This is a genomic window from Amycolatopsis sp. NPDC102389, from assembly GCF_044765885.1.
Classification (GTDB): domain Bacteria; phylum Actinomycetota; class Actinomycetes; order Mycobacteriales; family Pseudonocardiaceae; genus Amycolatopsis.
The window spans coordinates 47,087-67,476 of sequence record NZ_JBIWKX010000017.1; the positions used below are offsets into that span (position 1 = coordinate 47,087).

The 20,390-nt window shown below is 67.0% G+C and carries 21 protein-coding genes; 10 read left to right on the forward strand and 11 right to left on the reverse strand.

The genetic code is table 11. From position 1 onward, the window contains the following. The first annotated feature begins 2 nt into the window (after positions 1-2). The 4 genes from ACIRGA_RS17150 to ACIRGA_RS17165 all read left to right on the forward strand — a co-directional run bounded on the left by ACIRGA_RS17150 (position 3) and on the right by ACIRGA_RS17165 (position 4,102). A complete protein-coding gene (locus tag ACIRGA_RS17150) occupies positions 3-422 on the forward strand; it encodes a succinate dehydrogenase hydrophobic membrane anchor subunit (RefSeq protein WP_007032045.1) in 420 nt (139 codons plus the stop codon). 28 nt (positions 423-450) lie between these two features. After that, complete coding sequence (gene sdhA / locus ACIRGA_RS17155; protein WP_400942113.1) at positions 451-2,205, forward strand: succinate dehydrogenase flavoprotein subunit; 1,755 nt, start codon at positions 451-453, stop codon at positions 2,203-2,205. Next, positions 2,205-2,975, forward strand: a complete 771-nt coding sequence (locus tag ACIRGA_RS17160) for a succinate dehydrogenase iron-sulfur subunit (protein WP_125691319.1) — start codon at positions 2,205-2,207, stop codon at positions 2,973-2,975. Before sdhA ends, ACIRGA_RS17160 begins: the two co-directional genes overlap by 1 nt. 158 nt (positions 2,976-3,133) lie before the next feature. Next, positions 3,134-4,102, forward strand: coding sequence for a hypothetical protein (locus ACIRGA_RS17165; protein WP_400942116.1), 969 nt, complete (start codon positions 3,134-3,136; stop codon positions 4,100-4,102). Between the two features lie 63 nt (positions 4,103-4,165). Here ACIRGA_RS17165 and ACIRGA_RS17170 read toward each other — a convergent pair whose 3' ends face one another. Continuing rightward, the gene (locus tag ACIRGA_RS17170) at positions 4,166-5,380 is read right to left on the reverse strand and encodes a M14 family zinc carboxypeptidase (protein ID WP_400942118.1); all 1,215 of its coding nucleotides are present in this window, start codon (positions 5,378-5,380) and stop codon (positions 4,166-4,168) included. 162 nt (positions 5,381-5,542) lie between these two features. Here ACIRGA_RS17170 and ACIRGA_RS17175 point away from each other — a divergent pair, with 162 nt between their 5' ends. Then, the gene (locus tag ACIRGA_RS17175; protein WP_400942120.1) at positions 5,543-6,460 is read left to right on the forward strand and encodes a hypothetical protein; all 918 of its coding nucleotides are present in this window, start codon (positions 5,543-5,545) and stop codon (positions 6,458-6,460) included. A gap of 350 nt (positions 6,461-6,810) precedes the next feature. Here ACIRGA_RS17175 and ACIRGA_RS17180 read toward each other — a convergent pair whose 3' ends face one another. Then, positions 6,811-8,226 carry a S8 family peptidase gene (locus ACIRGA_RS17180; RefSeq protein ID WP_400942122.1) on the reverse strand — a complete coding sequence of 472 codons (1,416 nt, stop codon included), beginning with the start codon at positions 8,224-8,226 and terminating at the stop codon, positions 6,811-6,813. Positions 8,227-8,304: 78 nt separating this feature from the next. Then, positions 8,305-8,559 carry an SCO4848 family membrane protein gene (locus tag ACIRGA_RS17185; protein WP_125732324.1) on the reverse strand — a complete coding sequence of 85 codons (255 nt, stop codon included), beginning with the start codon at positions 8,557-8,559 and terminating at the stop codon, positions 8,305-8,307. A 43-nt stretch (positions 8,560-8,602) separates the two neighbouring features. Between ACIRGA_RS17185 and ACIRGA_RS17190 the strand changes: the two genes are divergently transcribed. After that, positions 8,603-9,841, forward strand: a complete 1,239-nt coding sequence (locus ACIRGA_RS17190; RefSeq protein WP_400942125.1) for a D-alanyl-D-alanine carboxypeptidase family protein — start codon at positions 8,603-8,605, stop codon at positions 9,839-9,841. Positions 9,842-9,866: 25 nt separating this feature from the next. On the opposite strand, the gene ACIRGA_RS17195 is transcribed toward ACIRGA_RS17190, so the two are convergent. Then, positions 9,867-10,889: a YhjD/YihY/BrkB family envelope integrity protein gene (locus ACIRGA_RS17195; protein ID WP_400942127.1), complete on the reverse strand. Its 1,023-nt coding sequence runs from the start codon at positions 10,887-10,889 to the stop codon at positions 9,867-9,869. 41 nt (positions 10,890-10,930) lie between these two features. Beyond that, entirely contained in the window at positions 10,931-11,950 is a 1,020-nt protein-coding gene (gene trpS, locus ACIRGA_RS17200; RefSeq protein ID WP_400942129.1) for a tryptophan--tRNA ligase, read from the reverse strand. 163 nt (positions 11,951-12,113) lie between these two features. Between trpS and ACIRGA_RS17205 the strand changes: the two genes are divergently transcribed. Further along, entirely contained in the window at positions 12,114-12,860 is a 747-nt protein-coding gene (locus ACIRGA_RS17205) for a S1 family peptidase (protein ID WP_400942131.1), read from the forward strand. 460 nt (positions 12,861-13,320) lie between these two features. On the opposite strand, the gene ACIRGA_RS17210 is transcribed toward ACIRGA_RS17205, so the two are convergent. Next, positions 13,321-13,638, reverse strand: coding sequence for a hypothetical protein (locus tag ACIRGA_RS17210; protein ID WP_400942133.1), 318 nt, complete (start codon positions 13,636-13,638; stop codon positions 13,321-13,323). A 400-nt stretch (positions 13,639-14,038) separates the two neighbouring features. Here ACIRGA_RS17210 and ACIRGA_RS17215 point away from each other — a divergent pair, with 400 nt between their 5' ends. Next, positions 14,039-14,926: a glycoside hydrolase family 19 protein gene (locus ACIRGA_RS17215; RefSeq protein WP_400942135.1), complete on the forward strand. Its 888-nt coding sequence runs from the start codon at positions 14,039-14,041 to the stop codon at positions 14,924-14,926. A gap of 56 nt (positions 14,927-14,982) precedes the next feature. Here the strand turns inward: ACIRGA_RS17215 and ACIRGA_RS17220 are convergent, their stop codons facing one another. After that, complete coding sequence (locus ACIRGA_RS17220; protein ID WP_400942137.1) at positions 14,983-15,486, reverse strand: MarR family winged helix-turn-helix transcriptional regulator; 504 nt, start codon at positions 15,484-15,486, stop codon at positions 14,983-14,985. Positions 15,487-15,551: 65 nt separating this feature from the next. Here ACIRGA_RS17220 and ACIRGA_RS17225 point away from each other — a divergent pair, with 65 nt between their 5' ends. Then, a complete protein-coding gene (locus tag ACIRGA_RS17225; protein ID WP_400942139.1) occupies positions 15,552-16,052 on the forward strand; it encodes a cupin domain-containing protein in 501 nt (166 codons plus the stop codon). On the opposite strand, the gene ACIRGA_RS17230 is transcribed toward ACIRGA_RS17225, so the two are convergent. Beyond that, on the reverse strand, positions 16,046-16,894 hold the full coding sequence (locus ACIRGA_RS17230) for a hypothetical protein (RefSeq protein ID WP_400942141.1): 849 nt from the start codon (positions 16,892-16,894) through the stop codon (positions 16,046-16,048). The two genes, ACIRGA_RS17225 and ACIRGA_RS17230, sit on opposite strands and share 7 nt — an antisense overlap. A gap of 31 nt (positions 16,895-16,925) precedes the next feature. Continuing rightward, entirely contained in the window at positions 16,926-17,732 is an 807-nt protein-coding gene (locus ACIRGA_RS17235) for an exodeoxyribonuclease III (protein ID WP_400942143.1), read from the reverse strand. 45 nt (positions 17,733-17,777) lie between these two features. On the opposite strand from ACIRGA_RS17235, the gene ACIRGA_RS17240 reads away from it, so the two are divergent. After that, on the forward strand, positions 17,778-18,521 hold the full coding sequence (locus ACIRGA_RS17240; RefSeq protein WP_400942145.1) for an MBL fold metallo-hydrolase: 744 nt from the start codon (positions 17,778-17,780) through the stop codon (positions 18,519-18,521). A 105-nt stretch (positions 18,522-18,626) separates the two neighbouring features. Here the strand turns inward: ACIRGA_RS17240 and ACIRGA_RS17245 are convergent, their stop codons facing one another. Continuing rightward, positions 18,627-18,932: a hypothetical protein gene (locus ACIRGA_RS17245; protein ID WP_007032064.1), complete on the reverse strand. Its 306-nt coding sequence runs from the start codon at positions 18,930-18,932 to the stop codon at positions 18,627-18,629. A 190-nt stretch (positions 18,933-19,122) separates the two neighbouring features. Continuing rightward, positions 19,123-20,346: an NADP-dependent isocitrate dehydrogenase gene (locus tag ACIRGA_RS17250; RefSeq protein ID WP_400942148.1), complete on the reverse strand. Its 1,224-nt coding sequence runs from the start codon at positions 20,344-20,346 to the stop codon at positions 19,123-19,125. Between the last annotated feature and the right edge of the window lie 44 nt (positions 20,347-20,390).

Consider the following 20,390-nt stretch of genomic DNA (forward strand, 5'->3'; position numbering starts at 1 on the left):
CCATGGCATCCGAAGTCCTCACCCTCGACAAGCCGCGCTCCCCGAAGCGCCCCGCCGCCCGCCGGAGCAACTTCGAGCTCTACAGCTGGCTGTTCATGCGCATCTCGGGCCTCGCCCTGATCGTGCTGGTGCTCGGCCACCTGTTCATCATGAACATCCTCGACGGCGGCGTGCACCGCATCAACTGGGGCTTCGTCGCCGGCCGCTGGGCCTCGCCGTTCTGGCAGTTCTGGGACCTGTCGATGCTCTGGCTCGCCGAGATCCACGGCGGCAACGGGCTGCGCACGATCATCGACGACTACGCCCGCAAGGACAGCACCCGGTTCTGGCTGAAGATCGTGCTCTACGTCTCGATGGTGCTGATCCTCGCCGTCGGCACGATGGTGATCTTCACCTTCGATCCCGGTATCTCGGCCAACTGACGCCCCACCACAGGTAAGCGGAGTCCTCATGCAGTTCCACAAGTACGACGTGGTGATCGTCGGCGCCGGTGGCGCCGGGATGCGCGCGGCCATCGAATCCGGCCAGCGTGCCCGCACCGCGGTCCTCACCAAGCTCTACCCGACGCGTTCGCACACCGGTGCCGCGCAGGGCGGCATGTGCGCCGCGCTGGCGAACGTCGAAGAGGACAACTGGGAGTGGCACACCTTCGACACGATCAAGGGCGGCGACTACCTGGTCGACCAGGACGCCGCCGAGATCATGGCGAAGGAAGCCATCGACGCGGTCCTCGACCTCGAGAAGATGGGCCTGCCGTTCAACCGGACGCCCGAAGGCAAGATCGACCAGCGCCGCTTCGGCGGGCACACACGTGACCACGGCAAGGCCGCGGTGCGCCGCGCCTGCTACGCCGCGGACCGCACCGGACACATGATCCTGCAGACGCTGTACCAAAACTGCGTCAAGCACGGCACCGAGTTCTTCAACGAGTTCTACGTGCTCGACCTGGTGCTGACCCCGGACGAGGACGGCAACCCGGCCGCTTCCGGCGTCGTCGCCTACGAGCTGGCGACCGGCGAGCTGCACGTCTTCCAGGCGAAGTCGATCGTGTTCGCCACCGGCGGCGCGGGCAAGATCTTCAAGACGACGTCGAACGCGCACACCCTCACCGGTGACGGCCTCGGCATCATCTTCCGCAAGGGCCTGCCGCTGGAGGACATGGAGTTCTTCCAGTTCCACCCGACAGGTCTCGCCGGGCTCGGCATCCTCATCTCCGAGGCCGTGCGCGGTGAGGGCGGCATCCTCCGCAACGCCGACGGCGAGCGGTTCATGGAGCGCTACGCCCCCACCATCAAGGACCTCGCGCCGCGTGACATCGTCGCCCGCTCGATGGTGCAGGAAGTGCTGCAGGGCCGCGGTTGCGGGCCGAACAAGGACTACGTCGTCCTCGACGTCACGCACATCCCGGAAGAGACGCTGAACGCGAAGCTACCGGACATCATGGAATTCTCGCGCACGTACCTGGGCGTCGACCCGGTCACCGAGCCGGTGCCCGTGTTCCCGACCTGCCACTACGTGATGGGCGGCATCCCGACCAACGTCCACGGTGAGGCGTTGCGGGACAACGAGAACGTCATCCCCGGCCTGTACGCCGCGGGTGAGGTCGCGTGCGTGTCCGTGCACGGCTCGAACCGGCTCGGCACCAACTCGCTGCTGGACATCAACGTCTTCGGCCGTCGCGCCGGCATCGCCGCCGCCGAGTACGCGCTGGCGCACGAGCACATCGAGCTGCCCGAGAACCCGACTCGCGTGGTGGAAGACCAGCTCGCGCTGCTGCTTTCGGAGCACGGTGACGAGCGCGTCGCCGACATCCGCACCGAGCTGCAGAAGACGATGGACTCGCACGCTTCGGTGTACCGCACCGAGGACACGCTCAAGCAGGCGCTGACCGACGTGCAGGCGCTGAAGGAGCGGTACAGCCGGATCACCGTGTCGGACAAGGGGAAGCGGTACAACACCGACGTCCTCGAGGCCGTCGAGCTGGGCTTCCTGCTCGAACTCGCCGAAGTCCTGGTCGTCGGCGCCCTGGCGCGCAAGGAATCCCGCGGCGGGCACGCGCGCGAGGACTACCCGAACCGCGACGACACGAACTTCATGCGGCACACCATGGCCTACAAGCAGGGCGAAGGCCTGTCGGCGGACGTCCGCCTCGACTACAAGCCGGTGACCTTCACCCGCTACGAACCGATGGAGCGGAAGTACTGATGACCACGGCCACCCCCGAGAAGTCGGAGGCCGTGTCCTCCGACCACACGCCGATCACCGTCACGCTGAAGATCCTCCGGTTCAACCCCGAGATCGACACCGAGCCGCACTGGGAGTCCTACGACGTCCCGGCGCAGCGCACCGACCGGCTGCTGAACCTGCTCTTCTACGTGAAGGACTACATCGACGGGACGTTCTCGTTCCGGCGCTCGTGCGCGCACGGCGTCTGCGGTTCCGACGCGATGCAGATCAATGGCATCAACCGGCTGGCGTGCAAGGTCCTGATGAAGGACCTGCTGTCGCAGGACGGTAAGAAGACGACCATCACGATCGCGCCGATCAAGGGCCTGACGACGCTCAAGGACCTTTACGTCGACATGGACCCGTTCTTCGAGGCGTACAAGGCCGTGAAGCCGTACCTGATCGCCTACGGGAACGAGCCCACGCGCGAGCGGATCCAGTCGCAGGCCGACCGCGACCGGTTCGACGACACGACCAAGTGCATCCTGTGCGCCTGCTGCACGTCGTCGTGCCCGGTGTACTGGAACGACGGCTCGTACTTCGGCCCGGCCGCGATCGTCAACGCGCACCGGTTCATCTTCGACTCGCGTGACGAAGGCGCCGAAGAGCGTCTCGACATCCTCAACGACTCCGAGGGTGTCTGGCGCTGCCGGACGACGTTCAACTGCACCGACGCCTGCCCGCGCGGCATCCAGGTCACGAAGGCCATTCAGGAAGTGAAGCGCGCTTTGCTCTTCAAGCGCGTCTAACGCTTTCTGCTCTGTCCGTGAAGGCCTCCTTGAGGGACTCTGGGTCCCTCAAGGAGGCCTTCACGGACTTCTGGGCAGTTATCCACAAGGGGTCGGTTATCCACAGGTCGAAGAAGTGTGTCTGGTGATCGCGATGCCGCCGGGCCCACTCTGTGATCATGAACAAGCGCGGCAGATGGGCTGAGCACCCCGAACTGCTCCAGCAGCGAAGCCGGCACGGCGTCATCAAGGCGACGACCTTGGAATCGCTCGAGATGAGCAGCAAGGTCATCTACCGAAGATGCCTGCCCGGCGGCCCATGGCAACGGTTGCTACCAGGAGTCATCCTGCTGCACCAGGCGCCCCCGACAATCGAAGAACGGGTGATCGGCGCGCTACTGCATGCGGGTCCTCGCGCGCTCGTGACCGGCGTGGAAGCCTGCCGACGGCACGGGCTTCGCCCCCGCGAGCTACCTCCGGACAACGACATTCACGTTCTCATTCCCCATGAACACAAAGTCCGCAGCGCTGAATTCGTGACCGTCGAGCGAACCCATCGTCTGCCCGAAGCACGAATCCACGAAGGCGTTCCCCTCGCTCCGCTCGTTCGCGCGACCACGGACGCTTGCCGACGTCTTCGAACGGTCGAACCCGTCGGACGCCTTCTCGTCGAAGCCATCCAGCGCGGCCGGTGTTCGCCTGAAGCACTGGCCCACGAACTGAACGAGGGTTCCAAACGAGGCACTGCGATCCCACGCAGAATTCTCGGCGAATGGAAGGATCTCCACTCGGTCGCGGAAGCACGGGCCAAAATTTTGAGTCGCAGCCTCATGGTTCAGCCAAGCCACTGGAATCCGGAGATCTGCGACGGTCATGGTCGCTACATCGGTCGCCCTGATGCTTGGTGGGACGACATCGCGCTCGCGTGGGAGATCGACTCGTTCGACTTCCATTTCTATCGCGAGGACTACAAGCGCACGGTCATGCGCAATACGCGCTACGCGACCGCTGGCATAATCGTCGTGCAGACCTTGCCTTCCCGCCTGCTGACTGATCCCGCCGGAGTGCTGGCCGAATTGGAAGCGGCTCGTCTCGCAGCGTCCACACGTCCGCGCCCACCTGTCAGTCTGATCTCTCGTGCGGCTTGATCGTCCGTGAAGGCCTCCTTGAGGGACCCTGGGTCCCTCAAGGAGGCCTTCACGGACAGCGCGCTACTCCAGCACCCGAGCGAGAGCAGCCGAGTCCGCGGTTCCGGGCAGCTGGTCGAAAGCGTCCGGATCGATGCGATCCACAGCGCCCGTGCTCACATCCCGCAGCATGTTGTACAGCCCGGCCATCACCGCGCGCGTGAAGTGCTCCCGGTGCTGTTGCCCGAGCGTCTGCGTCTGACCTCGCACCTCGAACAGCACCGTCCCCGTCCCGTTCAAGGCGAACGAACACCGCGCCTGCCCCGGCAGGTCACGATCGGCCCCGTGCGGATACCGCGCCCCGACGAACCCACGCGACGTCATCCCGTTGAACCCGCTGATCGCCAGCTGCCTTGATTCGTCCTTTGTGTACACGTCGCGGTACTTCGCGTACTTCTGGCCGGGCTCGAAGAACTTGTCGGGCAGCGGTGGGTAGTCGATCCCGACGTCGAGCAGCCGGTCGCTGCCTTCCTGCCGGACGCACGCGCCTTGATGGTGCAGATCGACGTAGACGTCGGGCACCTTCCCGCGCCGGGCGGTCAGCTCCACGTACACCGAACGCAGTGCCCGCGCCTCAGGCGTGATGAACCAGCCCGGCTGATCCGGCGCGCCCGGGAAGTCCTCCGCGCGCGGGACGTAGTTCAGGTCCGGATTGAAGTCGCGGTTGACGTCGAAGCCGGGCCGTTTCCGGTAGTCGTCGCCCTGGAGGACGTCGCTGAGGTAGTTCCAGGCGGGTGGCCGATCCTTCAGTTGAGGGAACTTCCGCTGTACCTCGGCCCAGGACAGATCGTTGCCGCGCCGGTCGAGTTCGGCACCGTCCGGGTTCAGTTTCGGCACCGCGACGAAGGTGATGGTCTTCCGCAGACGCTCGGCGTCCCGCGACTCGGATGTGCCGAGGTAGTCCAGGATGCGCAGCAGGGCGTCGGTGCCGGTCTTCTCATTCCCGTGGATCTCGCTGGAGACCACGAAGACCTTCGGGCCGGTCCCGACGGTCGCCTGGTGGATCACCCGGCCGCGGTTCGACCGCCCGACCTCTTCGACCGTTACCCGCCCTTTGCTCACGCGCTCAAGCCTGCCGAGCTCCCGCACCATCTCGCGATAGTCGGTGAACTCGTTGATGGGCAGCTCCCGCGGTTCCTCACTGCAGGGTGCCACCGGAGCCGCCGCCGCGGGCGTGCTGACAAGCGGGAGCATCGCCAGCCCTACCACCACGGGAACCAACCGACCGAACACCGACATCGTGAACTCCCCACTGTCGAAGGTGTTCACAACGTAGCGAGAAGGACAGTGCTCGCGAATCCGGCGAAAGGTGCTTCGCCGCCAAGAAGACCGTTGGAAACAGTGTGTGACTGAGATAGCCTGGAGAGTCACCAAGCCGGGTGATCGAGGGGCGGCGAGGCGATGGGTGCTGGTTCGGAGCTGCGCGCGATCCTTTCGCAGCGACTCGTCCCTCTGATCGCGGAAATCGAAGAACTGGTTTACAAACACGGCTACATTCGCGTCTTCGGAAGTACGATCACCATGCTGGGCACGGTCGGCCTCCTCGGCCAGATCTTCGGTATCGCGTGGCTCAGAACGGCTTTCGCCACCGCCGCCGGCACCTTGTTCGTCACGGCCGCGCTGGTTTCGTTCGCCGGAACGCAACGTCAACGCAACAAACTCGTCAACGTGGAGAACATTCTTCACGACTACGCCGACAGTATGCACACGGATTCACCGATCGTCCTCCGTGAGTGGCGGCAAGAAACCATCGTCGAGAGCAACGGCGACGTCTACTGCAAACGCAACATGATCCTCAACGCCGCCGCTGACGGTAAGCCGAGATACGTTTCGCTCAAGATGACCTACTACGGAATAACGCCCTTGACCGCCAGGGCGAAACGGCGAATCTCGTGCAAGGCGTACCACGCGAGACCGGAAAGCGCGTCCGAGCGCACGCGTGCGAAGGCCACGTCGGTCTGGAAGAACTCGAAGACCGGCAAACCCCGCCTCGACATCTACGTGCACTTGGGAAACCGGGTCGCGGACGGCGACCTCGTGACGGTCGAGTGGTGGTGGCCGAAGATGTCGGCGGACCTGATGAGCGGCGCGGAGCCGGAAGACTTCGACGTGGTCTTCGACAAGCAGGTCTGCAAGTTCACCCACCGAGTGATCTTCCGCGACGTACCGAACCCCGCGACTCTGACCGTGCGCAATCAGGGGGCGCGCAATTTCAAGAAGAAGGTGCGGAACAACGACGTGATCGTCGAGTTCTCCGCCAGGGAGCCACAGATGAGCCAGCGGATGGGCTTCGTCGCGGACTACACGCGTAACGGCTGACGCTCCGGCACGGGTTTCATGCCGGAGCCAGGCGATGGCTAGTTGCCACCCGTCTCAGAACCGCCGGTCATCATGTGCATCCATTCGCGAGGTTGATTGGTCGCCCCCATCGGTGCCGATGTGGTGGACGGCACACTAACCGAAGTCGCTCGACCTTCACTCGGCACCTACCCCATTGGGGCTTCACCCACACGAGCTTACCTCGCCCGCGGGCCGCCGAGACCGAAAAATCCGGCACGTGATCGGGTGGTCACCGAAAGAATCTTGCTTTTCGGCAAGCGCCACTTTTCGGCCGGAACGCATTCGGGGCCGGCCCACCAGGTGGACCGGCCCCGAATAACCGAAAAGAACTACTTCACCGCGTCCAGGGCGTTGACGCGGCCGTGCCCGTAGTACGAGTTGTCCTTCGCCGGGCCCTCGCAGACCGGCGCGGCGGTGCCGCACTCGACCGCGTCGGCCTGGTGCTCCAGCAGCCAGGTCAGCAGCCGCGGCGGAGCGTGGCGGTAGCGGGACGCCAGCAGCGCGGCGACACCGGCGGCGTGCGGGGACGCCATCGAGGTGCCGCACTTCGTGCCGTAGGCGCCGTTGAAGATGGTCGACAGCGGGCAACCGGCACCCTGGCCGGCGGGCGGCAGCTGGGCGCGGTCACCGCCGGGGGCGGTCACCTCGACCTGGCCGGCGCCGAAGTTGCTGTAGGACGACTTCGTGCCCGCGTAGCCGATGGCCGAGACGGTCACGACGCCTTCGATCGCCTTCGGCAGGATGCCGCAGGTCGAGTCGACGGGGTGCGGGCGGTTCGGGTCGGTAGTCTGCTTGGTGACGTCGAAGCCGCTGTTGCCGGCGGCGGCGACGTTCAGCACGCCACGGCCGGTCGAGTAGACCACCGCGCGGCGGACGGCCTCGTACGCGGCCGCGTCGCCCGGCTCCTTCGAGCAGTAGAACATGCCCGGGTCGATGTAGTAGCTGTTGTTCGTGACCGGGAAGCGGTGCTTCGCCGCCCACATGAACCCGCACACCGCGGCCTCGGGGAGGATCAGGCCGTCGTCGTTCACGACCTTCACCGACGCCAGCTTGACGCCGGGCGCGACACCGGTGAAGCCGCGCTCGGTGTCCTTGCCCGCGATCGTGCCGGCGACGTGCGTGCCGTGGTCGGAGGTCGTGGGCGCCCAGGCGGCGGGCGTGGTGTCGGGCGCGCCGCTGTTGCAGCCTGCCGACACGTTCGGGTCGAGGGCGGCCTTCAGCGCCGGGTGGGTGGGCTCGATGCCCGAGTCCAGCACGCCGACGGTCACCGAGCGGCTGCCACCGGAGACCTTGTTCGCCTCGGGAGCCTGGATCGCCCGCATGTCCCACTGCTGGGCCGAAAGGTCCTCTTCGACCGCGACGCTGGTGGTCTCTTCGCTTTCCTTGGTGTCGACCACGGCGGAGCGGGTCGAGCGGGCGGTGGCCGCCGGCGGGAACGCGACGTCACGACCGCCCGAGTAGGCGCGGAAGACGCCGATCTTCGCCTGGAAGTCGGCGTTGCGCGAGGTCGCCACCGCGACCCCGATCTCCGGGTAGTACGCGACCTTCTCGCCGCACTTCGCGCGCAGCTCGCTGTCGACCTTGCGTTCCGGGGTGCGCGGGTTGTAGAGCACCACGTAGTTGAACGGCGCGCTCGCGGTGTCGCACTGCGGCGCGGGCGCGGCGCTCGCCGACGGGGCCGCGAACACGCTTCCCGCCGCCGCCGCGACGAGCGCGGGGACGAGCAGGCGTCTGATCCGGGACATTCCACCTCCATGATTCGGTGGAGTGAACCTAAGCGAGCCGAAGACCGGCCACCACCGTCAAAAGGACGACAAACCGGATCAGGCGTCAGCCTTTTCCGCGTCCCGTGACTTGGCGCCACGAAGCGTGCGCAGACCGATGACGCCGATGATGGTGCCGAGCACGAACGAGACGACGGTCAGCACCGCGTGCACGATGAAGTAGGCGGTGGGTGAGCCGTCAGCGGCCCAGGCGCGGTCACTGTCCCAGAGGTTCTTGGCGAACGTGATCCAGATGATCCACGACCACACGCCGAAACCCAGCAGGAACATCGAAGTACCTCGCGAAATGCGCATGCCCCTGAGTATGCAGCGGGGCAGGCGACGCTACATTGCTCGGGTGCACAGCGCTATCTCCCGGTCGCTCCTGGTCCTCGTTTCCGGTGTGCTCGCCCTCGCGGTGACGCCGGTGGCCACAGCCGCCCCGAAGCCACCAGCCCAGGCGCAGCCGTGCGCGAACAAGACGACGCCTCCCGCGCCGATCGACACCTCCGAGAAGCCGCGCCCCGGCGAGGCCGTGCCGGCGCCGTTGCCGGTCCCGCCGGTTCCGGTGGGCGGCGACCGGATGGCCGAATGCGGCTTCGTGCTGCCGGCGCGCGCGCTCAACCCGCCCGAGGGGAACACCTCCGCGGCGTGGGTGCTGCAGGACCTCGAAAGCGGCGACATCATCGCGGCGAAGGATCCGCACGCCCGTCAGCGGCCGGCGTCGCTGATCAAGGTCCTGCTCGGGCTGGTCGTGGTCACCGAGCTCCCGCCGAACAGGATGGTCGTGCCGACCAAGGAGGACGCCGAGCAGGAGTGCACCTGCATGGGCATCGCCGCGGGCGGTCAGTACACAGTGGACCAGCTGCTGCACGGGCTGCTGATGCACTCCGGGAACGACGCGGCGCACGCGCTCTCCACCGTGCTCGGCGGCGTGGACGCGACGGTCGTGAAGATGAACGCGTTGGCCGCCCGCATCGGCGCCACGGACACCCGGGCCGCGACCCCGTCCGGGCTCGACGGCCCCGGCATGTCGACCTCGGCCTACGACATGAGCCTGATCTTCCACTACGCGATGAAGAAGCCCGAATTCGCGCAGGTGGTGAAGACCAAGAGCTTCGAAGTCCCGCCCACCGCGGGAAAGCCGGTCATCACGATCTACAACGACAACAAACTCCTCGGGACGTACCCCGGTTTTATCGGCGGTAAGACCGGCTTCACCGACGACGCGCGGCACACCTACGTCGGCGGCGCGCTCCAGAACGGGCACCGGATCGCGGTCGTGATGCTTCGCGCCGAGCAGCGCCCGACGCGAGTCACCGAACAGGCCGCGAAGCTCCTCGATTACGGCTTCGCGCTGCGCGAGGCCAAGGCCGAATCGGTGGGGCGCATCGAATACCGGTCACCGGAGACGATGAACGCGGACCCGGCCAACGCCGCGCCGAACGCCGACGGCGCGGCGAACAGCGGCGCCGCGGCCGCGGCCGAAGACCCGTTCGGAGTGACGGGCTGGATCATCACGCTGGCCGTCTTCCTGATCATCGTGGCGTCGTTCGTCGTCGGTCACCAGCGCAAGAAGGCCATGGCGGGCGAGTAGGCGCAGCAGGGTCCCGGCCGGTCGGTCAGGACTTTCGGCGGCCGAACCAGCCGAGAAGCGCGCCGGTCGCGAAAGCCCCGCCGACGGCGCCCAGCCCCGGCCCCTGCTGAACGGTCACCCTCGGGTGGATCAGCACCGGGGCCGGCGGCTCGACGACCGTCTGCATGTTCTCCTTCGCCGTCGCCGTCCACGCGGTGACGAACAGCAGGAACCGCGAAACGAGGTTCGCGAACACGAGCAGACCGATCACCGGGCCGAACAGGGTGAACGCCGGTGATTTCGTGACGCTGCCGAGGTAGACGGTCGCGGCCTGCTGAAGCACGATGAACCCGACCGCGGCGAAGATCGCGCCCTTGACCGCGCTGCGCAACGCGACGTGCTCACGGGGCAGCCTCGCGATGACCCACAGGAACACCAGGGTGTTCGCGAGCAGGCCGAGCAGGATCGTCGCGACCTTCAGCAGGAACACGGCCCAGCCCTGGTTTTCGAGGCCGACCAGTTCGAGCAGGAACCGCCCGACACCGCTGCCCGCCGCGGTGAGGCCGAACGAGACCACCAGCGCGAGACCGAGCCCGACGAGGGACAGCAGGTCCTTGATGGTGGTCGAAACCAGCGGCAGCTTCTGCTTTTCCTGCCCCCACTGGGCGGTCAGCGCGTCACGCAGGTTCGACATCCAGCCGATGCCCGAATACAGGGCGAGCAGCAGACCGAAGACCCCGATGCCGCCGCCGGAGTCCAGTGCCGCCTTGATGATGCTGCCGACGAGATCGCTCAGGCCTTCCGGGACCGACTTCTTGATGCCGTCGACGAGTTGGTTCGTCACCACCTGGTCGCCGGCGAGCACGATCTTGATGATCGCGAAGGCGACCATCAAGATCGGGATCACCGAAAGCACGCTGAAGTAGGTGATGGCGGCCGCGTAGTGGTTGCCATAGCGCTCGGTGAAGGCGTCGTTGGCCCGGATGAGGTGATCGAGCCAGCCATACTTCCGCCTCAGGCGCGGTAACAGCTTGTCCTCGTCCGGCCTCGCGCCGTCATCTTTCGCCACCTTGAAACGCTAACCACGCGGCCGCGACCGCGCAGCGCGAATCAGCCTGCCGGGGGAAGGAACCCGATGTTCTCGTAGACGTTCCGCAAGGTCACCGAAGCGACCTCCCGGGCCCGTTCCGCACCGAGCGCCAACGCCTTGTCGAGCTCGGCGACGTCGTCCAGATACGACTGGACGCGCTCCTGCACCGGCGTGACCCACTCGACGAACGCCTCCGCGACGCCCTTCTTCAGATCGCCGTAACCCTTGCCCTCGTAGGAGTTCTCGAGTTCGGCGACCGGCTGGCCGGTCAGGGCGGAAAGGATCGTCAGCAGGTTCGAGACCCCCGGCTTGTTCTCGGCGTCGAAGACGATCTCGCGGCCGGTGTCGGTGACCGCCGAGCGCACCTTCTTCGCAGACTTCTTCGGGTCTTCGAGCAGCTCGATGAGACCGTTGCCGGTCGACGAGGACTTGCTCATCTTCGCGGTCGGGTCCTGCAGGTCGTAGATCTTCGCCGTGTCCTTGACGATATGCGGCTCCGGCACGGTGAACGTCTTGCCGTAGCGGTTGTTGAACCGCTGCGCGAGGTTGCGCGTCAGCTCCAGGTGCTGGCGCTGGTCCTCGCCGACGGGGACCTCGTTCGCCTGGTACAGCAGGATGTCCGCGGCCTGCAGGACCGGGTACGTGAACAGGCCGACACTGGCGCGATCCGTGCCCTGCTTCGCGGCCTTGTCCTTGAACTGCGTCATCCGGCTCGCCTCGCCGAACCCGGTCTGGCACTCCAGCACCCAGCTCAGCTGGGCGTGCTCGGGCACCTGGCTCTGGACGAACAGCGCGCTGCGGGCCGGGTCGACCCCGAGCGCGAGCAACTGCGCGGCCGAGCGGCGCGTGCGATCGCGCAGCACCTTCGGGTCCTGCTCGACGGTGATCGCGTGCAGGTCGACGACCATGTAGAAGGTGTCGTGGGTGTCCTGGAGCCGCACCCACTGCCGCAGCGCACCCAGGTAGTTGCCCAGGTGGAACGAGTCGGCGGTCGGCTGGATCCCGGAGAGCACGCGCGGGCGCTTCTGTTCGTCGGACACGCCCGGATTCTGTCAGGCCACGCCGCGGCGGGTCATCCGAGGTCGGCCCGACCGAACAGGCTAAACGGTTAAACGCCACATACTTCCGACGGTTCTGGGCGCGGTGTCCGATTCCTAGCGTTCATGGCACCGGATCTTCCGGCCACACCGAAGGAGAACCCAGATGAAGGCACGATCCCTGCTGATGGGCTTGGCCATGGCGGCCGCGGCCGTCTTCTCGCTTTCCGGCGTCGCGGCGGCGGCCGAGCCCACCGGAGGCGTCCAGCCGAACATCGTCGGCGGCGGCAACGCGACCCAGGTGTACTCGTTCATGGTGTCCCAGCAGTCCAGCTCCGGTGGCCACCAGTGCGGCGGCTCACTGATCAGCTCGACCTGGGTGGTCACCGCGAAGCACTGCGGTACGCCGTATCAGGTGCGCGTCGGCACCACGAACCGCACCAGCGGCGGCTCCGTCGCCCGCGTGGCCCAGCGCATCGCCCACCCGAGCGCCGACCTGGCGCTGCTGCGCCTCTCGACGGCGGTGTCGCAGGCGCCGGTCACGATCGCCGACGCGTCCGGGGCCGTCGGCACCGCGACGCGGATCATCGGCTGGGGCCAGACCTGCGCCCCGCAGGGCGCCTGTGGTGCCCCGATCACCCTGCAGGAACTGAACACCTCGATCGTCGCCGACAGCCGCTGCCTCGGGATCAGCGGCGCGAGCGAGATCTGCACCAACAACCCCGGCGGGAACAAGGGCGCCTGCTACGGCGACTCGGGCGGCCCGCAGGTGAAGCAGGTCAACGGTGTCTGGCAGCTGGTCGGCGCCACCAGCCGCGCCGGGAACAACAGCAGCACCTGCGCGACCGGGCCGTCGATCTACGTGGACGTCCCCTACTTCCGCAGCTGGATCCGCACCAACGCCGGCGTCTGAGCCGGTCCCCGCGTCGCCCCACCGTCCCCGGGGGCGACGCGGGCCCAGCCGGTTCAGCAAGGAGCCGTGCGGCAGTTCGAAGAGCCGCTCCAGCAGCGCGACCGCCTTCAGGGAGTCGCACCGCTCGGGGCGGCTTCTTCCGGTCCGCCAGTAGCTCAAGGTCGCGACACTGATCCGGACGCCCTGCTGGGCGAGGCGATGCCGGATCCGGTCGAGCCCGAGGCCGCTTTCCGTGATCGCCAGGTCCAAGGCACGGGGGAAGGGGTCACCGGGCCGGCTGCGACGCCGCGTCACCGTCATGGACCCGAGCGTGGCGATCAGCGAGCGGCTAAACAATCCGGGCCGGACTAGGTGTACCTACCCAAGAAATCGGCCGCGTCGCCTTTAGCGGGCTAAACGCGATCCGGGAGGCGTGTCGCCTTTAGCGGGCTAAACGCGATCCGACGCGGGAAAGCGCAGGTCAGGGACGCTGCTGGGAAGTGAGGACGTCGGCCTCGGCCATCGCGGCGACAGGCGGGGCGGCGGGCTGGACCGGGGCGGCGGGAGCGGGGGCGACGGCGGCCGCGCGGGCCTTCCGGCGCTGACGGAACACACCGAGGGCCATGCCGACGATGCCGAGCGCGACGGCGATCAGGCCGACCGGGCCCAGCAGCCCGAACGCCATCTCCGAGCGCGACGTCGACTCCGCGGCCGACGCCGGAACGGCGCCCGCGACGAGCAACGCGACCGGGATCGCGATGACCGCCGCGACCCTGGCGACGGGCACGGACGATCGCATCAGGAGATGAACTGGGTTCCGCACCGGAGTGCCTCCCGTGACGTGACTTTGCCGAACCGGAACGCTAACCCGAACGAGTGAGCATTTCCAGGTTGCTGGTCAAAAAACTACCGAGCGTGTCAAGACCTGTGGGTTCTGATCAACTCGGGGCACGAGAGTAGCCCCTCACAGGGGGGATCTTTCGAGCACCCCTCTTCTCAGAGTTGTCGTGCGCGCGATCGTTTTCTGACAAAACCGGACATGGTTGGGCCATTCGGCTGTCGCACGCGGCCGAACAGGCACGATCCGGCTTTCCGCGGTTGGTTTCTTGTCCGCAATGGTCTATACCTGTTGGCCATACCCTTCAAAAGGTATAGACCAATATCTCCCTGCATGGTCCCCTCGTACGAAGGAGCCACCGATGTCTCTTCGACGTATTCTCGCGGCGGTCGCCGCCACCTTCGCCGCCACCACGGTCGCCGTGGTGATCCCGACCCAGTCCGCCTCCGCCGCGGACTGCGTGGCGCCGTGGAACGCGAGTTCGGTCTACTGGGGCGGCGACACCGCCTCCTACAACGGGCACAACTGGTCCGCGAAGTGGTGGACGCAGAACGAAACCCCCGGCACGGCGCAGGTCTGGGCCGATCAGGGCGCCTGCGGCGGCGGCACGACCAATCCGCCGAACCCCTCCGGCTTCGTGGTCAGCGAGGCGCAGTTCAACCAGATGTTCCCGAGCCGGAACCCGTTCTACACCTACAACGGCCTGGTCACCGCCCTCAGCGCGTACCCGGCCTTCGCGGGCACAGGCAGCGACACCGTGAAGAAGCAGGAGGCGGCCGCCTTCCTGGCGAACGTCAGCCACGAAACCGGCGGCCTCGTCCACATCGTCGAGCAGAACGAGGCGAACTACCCGCACTACTGCGACACGAGCCAGTCCTACGGGTGCCCGGCGGGCAACGCCGCGTACTACGGCCGCGGCCCGATCCAGCTCAGCTGGAACTTCAACTACAAGGCCGCCGGCGACGCGCTGGGCCTGCCGCTGCTGACCAACCCGTGGCTGGTGCAGAACGACGCGGCGGTCGCCTGGAAGACCGGCATCTGGTACTGGATGACCCAGAACGGTCCCGGCACGATGACCCCGCACGACGCGATGGTCAACGGCCGCGGCTTCGGCGAGACCATCCGCAGCATCAACGGCAGCATCGAGTGCAACGGCGGCAACCCCGCGCAGGTGCAGAGCCGCGTGAGCAAGTACCAGCAGTTCACGGGCATCCTCGGCGTCGACCCCGGCGGCAACCTGTACTGCTGATCCATCCAGGGAACCGAAGGGGCCCTTCGCCGCATGTGACGCGGTGAAGGGCCCCTTCAGTTTCCGTCGAGGGACGCCAGCAGCCGACGCAGCGAAGCGTCGAGGACGCCGAGGTCCTCCCCCAGCGGCGAGAGCAGCTTCGCGACGTTCGCCGTGTGCTCGGTCATCGCGGCGTCGACGACCTCGAATCCGCGCTCGGTCAACGTGACCCGGAAGCTGCGCCGGTCTTCGGGATCCAGCGCCCGCTCGACCAGCCCCGCCGACTCGAGCCGGTCGATCCGGCTGGTCATCCCGGCCCTGGACATCATCAGCGTCGCGGACAGCTCCGACGGGATCAGCGTGTACGGCTTCCCGGATCGCCTGAGCGCCGCGAGCACGTCGAACTCCCCTTGTTTCAAGCCGTGTTTCGCGAACACGGCCTCGACCATCGGCGTGGTCAGCATCGTCACGCGGCCGAGGCGTCCGGCGACCCCGATCGCGGTCAAGTCCAGTTCCGGCCGCTCGCGGTGCCAGGCGTCGACGACGGCGTCGATCGCGTCCGCGCTTCGTTGTTCACTCACGAACGCAGTCTATTCGACAGGAGATAGTTTGACAGCGAACTATCAGCAGTGGAACTATCGTCGACATGACTCAGCGCATCGAAACCCGTGAACCCGTCCTCGTCCGCGCCGCCGAAGCCGAAACCGTCGGCGCGGCGCCTTCGCTCGTCACGCTGCTCGCCGACGTCTCGACCACAGGCGGAGTCATGAGCAGCGCGAGAACACAGCTGGGCGTCGGCGCCGACGGCGCGACGCCGCACTACCACACCGGCTCCTCCGAGATGTTCTTCATGCTCGGTGGGCAGCTGGAAGTCCTTGTGGGAGAAGAGATCCTGACCGTTTCCGAAGGGGACATGCTCGTCGTGCCGCCACTGACCACGCACGCGTTCCGGGCGGCGGTGGACTCGCCGGCGGACGTCCTGATCGTCTTCATCCCCGGCGTGGAACGGTTCGACTACTTCCGCCTACTGGAGAAGGTCGGGCACGGCGAGGCGACCGTCCAGGATCTCTTGGACAGTCAGGAAAAGTTCGACAACCACTTCGTCGAAAGTCCAGTGTGGACGGAGAGCGCGAAGCTCCGTCAGTAACCGCGCGGCGGGTACCCCGGTGGCGGATACCCGGGCTGCGGGTACTGCTGTGGCGGATACTGCGGTGGCGGGTATCCCGGATGTTGTGGCGGATACGGCGGCTGACCGTACTGCGGCGGGGGCGGATATCCGGGGCTCTGCGGCGGATACGGCTGGTGCGGATAGTGGGGCTGCGGCGGCGGAGGTGGCGCGGCGGGCTGCCCGCCGCCGAGGTGGAACGGCAACAGCGACACCAGTTGGGCGAGCCGGCCGAGCGTGGAGAGCACGTCGTCCGGCTTGGTCCGGCCGAAGGTCGGATTCTCGACGTAGACCAGTTCCGCGCCCACCAGCGACCAGGTGTGCAGCTTCGACGACCGCATCGTGGCGGCGACCTGCGGCGTGAGCACGCCGACCGCGACGTTCGGGTCGGTGTCGATCAGCTTGTACCAGCGGTTGAACTTCCGGTCCGCGGTGGCGGGCTCCGGGTACTGATCGACGTCCCAGGCGGACTCGATGCTCGACACGATCTGGAAGTTCGGCATCGGCGCGGGCAGGGTGACGACCCAGACCGTGTCGATCGAGATCGTGTCGAGCTCGTTGACCTTCTTGTTGGTCCACCGCGTGTGGACGCTCGTGACCGTCGGGCGGCGGTGATAATCGAAGACGCTGAACCGAAGCCCGTTGTACGCGCCGCTCAGCGCGCCGAACGCCATCCGCTTGTCCCCGCGCTGGTTGAACGGCAGGACCGTCCACCGCTCCAGCAGGTTCGGCGCGTCCGGGCTGAACTCCCACCCGTACTGGCCGGACATCGCGTAGCGCTCGGCGTTCGTCGCCTCGATACGCCTGGCTTCGTTCGTCTCCATCGCACCCCCTCGGATTTCTCCTGTGCGCAGGTTATCCGGAGTACGTCGCCGTCACCGGCGCGTGGTCGGACCAGCGCTGGTCGTAGGTCTCGGCCCGCTCGACCACGACGGAGGTGCACCGCTCGGCCAGGCCGGGAGTGGCGATCTGGCAGTCGATGCGCCAGCCCGTGTCGTTGTCGAACGCCTTCCCGCGGTACGACCACCATGTGTACGGGCCGGGGCCTTCCGGATCGAGCTTGCGCTGCACGTCGACGTAGCCGGCCTCGCTGAACACGCGGCCGAGCCACTCCCGCTCCTCCGGCAGGAAGCCCGAGCTCTTCTGGTTCCCGCGCCAGTTCTTCAGGTCGATCTTGTCGTGGGCGATGTTCCAGTCGCCCACGACGACGACCTCACGTCCGGCGGCCTCGGCCTTGGCGCGCAGGTCGACGAGGTATGGCAGGAACGCCGCCATGAAGCGCTCCTTCTCGTCCTGACGCGGTGTCCCGACATCGCCGCTGGGCAGGTACAGGCTCGCGACCACGACGTTCGGCAGGTGGATCTCGGCGTAGCGGCCGCTGTCCTCGAATTCGGGCTCGCCGAAACCGATGCGGACCTCTTCCGGTTCCGCGCGGCTGAACAGCATGACGCCGTTGCGCCCCTTCTGCACCGACGGCGCGTGCACCACGTGCCAGCCTTCGGGCGCGGCGGCACCGGCCGGGAGCTCCTTGAGCTCGGCCCGGACCTCCTGGCAAGCGACGACATCGGCCTTCGTCGAGCCCAGCCACTCGACGAAGCCCTTTTTCGCGGCGGCACGGAGGCCGTTGACATTCACAGTGGAGACGGTCAGCACCCTTCGCACGCTACCCGGGGGGTCCGACAGAATCGGCACTGGGAGACTGCGCGCATGAGCGAGCTGACCGTGCTGGGCAGCTGCGGCGCCTGGCCGGAACCGGGCCGCGCCTGCGCCGGCTTCCTCCTGGTCCACGACGGCTTCAAGGTGGTGCTCGACCTCGGTTACGGCGCCGCGTCGCGGCTGTTCGAACACTGCCCCGGCGGCCGGGTCGACGCGGTGGTGGTGACGCACGAGCATCCCGATCACTGCGCCGACGTGAGCGCGCTCGGCCGGGCCCGCGCCTACGGACTGCCGGACGAGCCGAGGATCCCGCTGCACTGCACGCCCGGCACCGTGCGACGGCTCGAAGCGATGGAGCCCCGGCCGCATCCGACGACGATCTTCGACGTGCACGAACTCGGCCCGCCGCGCGAGGTCGGGCCGTTCCGGATGACCACGTTCCTGCTTCCGCACCACGTGCCGAACTACGGAGTCCGGCTGACCGCGCCCGGGCTCACCGTCGCCTACACCGGCGACAGCGGGCCCAGCCCGATCCTCGCGGAACTGGCGCGCGACGCCGATCTGCTCATCGCCGACGCCACGCTGCAAGGCCCGTCCCCCGACGAGACACCACGCCTGGTGTCGACGGCGAGCGAGGCCGGGTACTGGGCCGAGCGCGGACGCGCGCGGCGGCTGCTGCTCACCCACTTCTGGCCCGGTTCCGACCGCGAGATCTCGGTGGCCGAAGCGCGGAAGGAGTTCAGCGGCGAGGTGCTGGCGGCCGAGGAAGGTGCCCACTTGCGTTTCGCGGGCTAATCGCGATCCCGCAGGTCAGGGCACCCACTTGCGTTTCGCGGGCTAAACGCGAAGCCGCAGGTCAGAGCCCACCTGCGTTTCGCGGGCTAAACGCGAAGCCGCAGGTCACGGGCCGCATTTCGCGCCTTGGACCGGGGGCGCGAACTCGGCCGACACCCATTTGCCCTCGGCGATCTTGCGGAAGCCGTTCTCGACCACCGGCTGCGCGTCGATCTTCGCGTCCTTGACGTACTTGCCGACGATCTTCTGCCCACCGGGGGCGTCGCGCGCGTTGAGCACGTCCGCCGTCACCACGACCTGGCAACCGGTCGGGCTCGACGCGCTCGACTCCCTGTCCTGTCCCGAGATGGCGACGACGACGATCAGCGCCAGTCCACCGCCGATGAACAAGACCGGTTTCGAGATGGCCATGATGGTCACTCCTCGAACAAGGGAATCGTTTTCTGTCCGGTCCAGAGTGGCAGAAGCCGGGGCGGTCGCCCAGATCCCGGATGGCCAACCACCCGGAGGCGCCAACCCCGATCGGCCACGGGCACCCACCGTCACGACGCGAAAAGGCCCCCTTCCGCGAGGGAAGGGGGCCTTCAAGCGCTTACGCGGCTCAGCCCTGGGCGATCTTCTTGGCCAGGTTGGCGTCCAGCGTCGCGAGGAACTCCTCGGTGGTCTGGAACGGCTGCTCCTTGCTGATCAGCAGCGCGAGGTCCTTGGTCATCTTGCCGCTCTCGACGGTCTCGACGACGACCTGCTCCAGCTTGTTCGCGAAGCCGATCAGCTCCGGGTTCGAGTCCAGCTTGCCGCGGTGCTCGAGACCGCGGGTCCACGCGAAGATGGACGCGATCGGGTTGGTCGAGGTCGGCTTGCCCTGCTGGTGCTGGCGGTAGTGCCGGGTCACCGTGCCGTGCGCGGCCTCGGCCTCGACGGTCTTGCCGTCCGGGGTGCGCAGCACCGAGGTCATCAGGCCCAGCGAGCCGAAGCCCTGCGCGACCGTGTCGGACTGGACGTCACCGTCGTAGTTCTTGCAGGCCCAGACGTAGCCGCCCTCCCACTTCATCGCCGCGGCGACCATGTCGTCGATCAGGCGGTGCTCGTAGGAGATGCCCTTGGCGTCGAAGTCGGCCTTGAACTCGGCCTGGTAGATCTCCTCGAACACGTCCTTGAACATGCCGTCGTAGGCCTTCAGGATGGTGTTCTTGGTCGACATGTAGACCGGGTACTCACGGTCGAGGCCGTACTGCAGCGAGGCGCGCGCGAAGTCCTCGATGGACTTGCGGAAGTTGTACATGCCCATGGCGACGCCGCCGCCCTCGGGATACTGCGCGACCTGGAACTCCATCGGCTCGGATCCGTCGGCCGGGGTGTAGGTCATCGTCAGCGTGCCGGGGCCGGGGACCTTGAAGTTGGTCGCCTTGTACTGGTCACCGTGCGCGTGACGGCCGATGATGATCGGCTTGGTCCAGCCCGGCACCAGGCGCGGGATGTTCTGGATGACGATCGGCTCGCGGAAGATCACGCCGCCGAGGATGTTGCGGATCGTCCCGTTGGGCGAGAGCCACATCTTCTTCAGGCCGAATTCTTCGACGCGCGCCTCGTCCGGCGTGATCGTGGCGCACTTGACGCCGACGCCGTGCTTCTTGATCGCGTTGGCGGAGTCGATGGTGATCTGGTCGTCGGTGCGGTCCCGCTCCTCGATGCCCAGGTCGTAGTACTCCAGGTTCACGTCCAGGTACGGGTGGATCAGCCTGTCCTTGATGAACTGCCAAATGATGCGGGTCATCTCATCACCGTCGAGCTCGACGACGGTGCCCTGGACCTTGATCTTGGCCATGAGCAGCGGTGCTCCTTCCGCGGATCTTCGCGTTCTTCTTCAGT